The organism is Acinetobacter sp. YH12241, assembly GCF_013417535.1.
In the GTDB taxonomy this organism is placed as follows: Bacteria; Pseudomonadota; Gammaproteobacteria; order Pseudomonadales; family Moraxellaceae; genus Acinetobacter.
Genome location: NZ_VPDQ01000070.1, coordinates 1 through 1,482 on the forward strand (window position 1 = coordinate 1; position 1,482 = coordinate 1,482).

Below are 1,482 nucleotides of genomic sequence, written 5' to 3' on the forward strand. Positions count from 1 at the left end.
TGTTATTCACCAATTAAAATGTCTATGCGATAAACCATTTAAAATGTCCTGTTTTTAACTGCAAGAGTCAAGAACAGGATTTAAATTTCTTTGTTCATTGCTAGCTTTCTGAGCTTTACGACTCGGCATACTTTTCTTGGCACGGGAACGTTTATTCTGTTTTTCCAACTCTTCATGCTGTTGTTGGATATGGGCCAGAACTGCGCCTAACCGTTTATTCTCAACCACTTCATTCTGCTGCAGTCCAGTCAGTTTATTGAAGATACTGTAGTTGATCTTCCGTCCTTCATACATGATCGCAACAGTGCCATCCGGGTACTCCAGAAATGAAATGTATTGTCCAACTAATTTCTGGTTCAATTCAGTCGGTTCAAGCATATAAATACATTTGTCATACGTCAGGGTTAGATTCTTGGTGACCTTACGTGGTTCCTGCCAGGTAAAAATATCATCCAGTTCAAGATCAGATTCGGTTAATGGTCGATGTAAATTCTTTGAGTTACGCGCACACTTGGCGAACTTCTGATTGAACTGCTCAATGAAGCAGGGTAGCCAAGCATTGGCTTCAGCAATCGAACTGATGCCTTCCAGACGCATCTCTTTGATCAGACGATCCTGAAGTGTCCTGTTAGCACGTTCCACACGTCCTTTGGCCTGTGGTGAGTTGGCAAAAATAATATCGATGTTTAACTCATTCAGAATCCGCCCAAATTGCGTGATCTTGCTGTCTTGGCTCGATTTCTGATTCACTCGGAATACTGAGTGTTTATCGCTATAAAAGGCCAAAGGCTTGCCATATTGCTTAATGTAGGCTCTCGTGGAAAGCATATAGTCGAAGGTCGTTTCAGCCTCACAAAAGCGCAGATGCAACAGCTTTCCAGTGGCGTCATCGATATAAACCAGCAAACAGCATTTGGCGGATCGTCCTTCAAACCAGTCATGATAGGAGCCATCAATCTGGATCAGTTCACCGAAGCAATCACGGTTATATCTAGGCTGATATGGACGTTTCAGACGCTTGGATCGCGGAATCCAGAGCTCATTGGCAGTCATCCAGCGACGAACTGTTTCCACAGGAATATTCAGCTCAAACATGCTGCTGAGCTTCTCATGCGCCAAGGTGGGCCCAAAGCCCAGCAGATGTTCAGAAATAATGGAAAGGCACTTTGCTTTTAACAAGTCATCATGGCGACGATGGCCAGGTTGACCACGACTGGCATGAGCCAGACCTGAAACACCATCTTGATTGAGCTTCTGCAATAACCGGGTAATTTGACGGGTGGAAAGATTCAGGATTTCAGCAGCACGGACTTGGGTAATACGATGATCTCGAACGTCTTGCAGAACCGCAAGACGTTGAATTTCTTTGTCAGACATAGTGATCAGCATCTATATTTCATATCCAGTCCATGATGGTTAAATCATCATAAACTAGACATTTTTATTGGTGAGAATACAGACACTTTAAATGGGTTCTAACAT

At 43.4% G+C, this 1,482-nt stretch carries 1 protein-coding gene; it reads right to left on the reverse strand.

Going from position 1 to position 1,482, the window contains the following annotated elements:
- Positions 1–54: 54 nt before the first annotated feature.
- The gene (locus tag FTV18_RS15580) at positions 55–1,389 is read right to left on the reverse strand and encodes an ISNCY family transposase (protein ID WP_103254392.1); all 1,335 of its coding nucleotides are present in this window, start codon (positions 1,387–1,389) and stop codon (positions 55–57) included.
- Positions 1,390–1,482: the final 93 nt, after the last annotated feature.